Source organism: Bacillus sp. DWP3-1 (genome assembly GCF_049896565.1).
Taxonomy (GTDB): Bacteria; Bacillota; Bacilli; order Bacillales; family Bacillaceae; genus Bacillus.
Genome location: NZ_JAFCUN010000015.1, coordinates 1 through 1,078 on the forward strand (window position 1 = coordinate 1; position 1,078 = coordinate 1,078).

At 36.1% G+C, this 1,078-nt stretch carries 2 tRNA genes and 1 rRNA gene; all 3 read right to left on the reverse strand.

What is annotated here, in order from left to right:
- Positions 1 to 33 precede the first annotated feature (33 nt).
- Positions 34 to 109: transfer RNA gene (locus ACP7A0_RS18645), tRNA-Thr, on the reverse strand.
- 33 nt (positions 110 to 142) lie between these two features.
- A tRNA-Val gene (locus ACP7A0_RS18650) sits at positions 143 to 218 on the reverse strand.
- 782 nt (positions 219 to 1,000) lie between these two features.
- A 5S ribosomal RNA gene (gene rrf / locus ACP7A0_RS18655) occupies positions 1,001 to 1,078 on the reverse strand; the annotation flags it as partial.

A 1,078-nucleotide genomic window follows, 5' to 3' on the forward strand; every position in this document is an offset into this window, starting at 1 on the left:
TAAAAGCGACTTGTCTATCTTACCATATGAAAGTGGTGCCGGCAAGAGGACTTGAACCCCCAACCTACTGATTACAAGTCAGTTGCTCTACCAGTTGAGCTACACCGGCTTTATCTATCCTAACATTATGTAAGAATAAATATGGTGGAGGATGACGGGCTCGAACCGCCGACCCTCTGCTTGTAAGGCAGATGCTCTCCCAGCTGAGCTAATCCTCCATATTGTGTTGTCATTTCGAATGTCTCTCGATCCGACAAATAGTATTATATAACGATAAGATATTGTTTGTAAAGACTTTTTTAAAATAATTTTTGAATTTATTTTAACGTTGTTTTTTCGTCTTTTCGTTAAGGCACCTAAAGAATTCTACCACTTGTCTCACCATTTTAAAAGTCTTTTTTTCATCTTTTTATGTTTTTTTGTTAAAAAGGGCTCTAATAAAGCTTTATTGATGTGAAATTACCCTTTTCAAGCTTTTTATATGCTTATTTTATTCAATATATCTTCTCATACAAATCATCTAGAGAAGGAATTCTTTTATTATTTTATTTTTCTGGGAAATCATTTTCATGTAAAAATGTCCTTAAATGATGCTGTTCTTTACTATCTTCAATATTAAAGTGTTACTAGGGTATCAAGTTAGTGTTGATTCTTTCTTATTCTTACTTAGAGCGAGCGAAAAATTCAACTGTAAGTGTTGCGATACTCAGTCATCTAGTGTGTCTCTAAACAGTCCTCTGTATCTGGCTGCCAAAGAAAATTCTTATTAGCTGCTTTCTATGCTTTTGATCTTCATCCTAAACGAATTGAACGGCCGACCCATAAACAACAGCTGCGTTGTTCAATGAAAATACATGAAAGTGAGACGGACGGAAAGATCAACTTATCGATGAGGCATTTACTAAATCATCACTTCTCACTTTACAAAGTGATTTAATAGAAGTAATTTTTTCAAAAAAACAAAAAAGACCAGTTCCGTATGGAACTGATCCTTAGAAAAGCTTGGCGGCGTCCTACTCTCACAGGGGGAGACCCCCAACTACCATCGGCGCTGAAGAGCTTAACTTCCGTGTTCGGT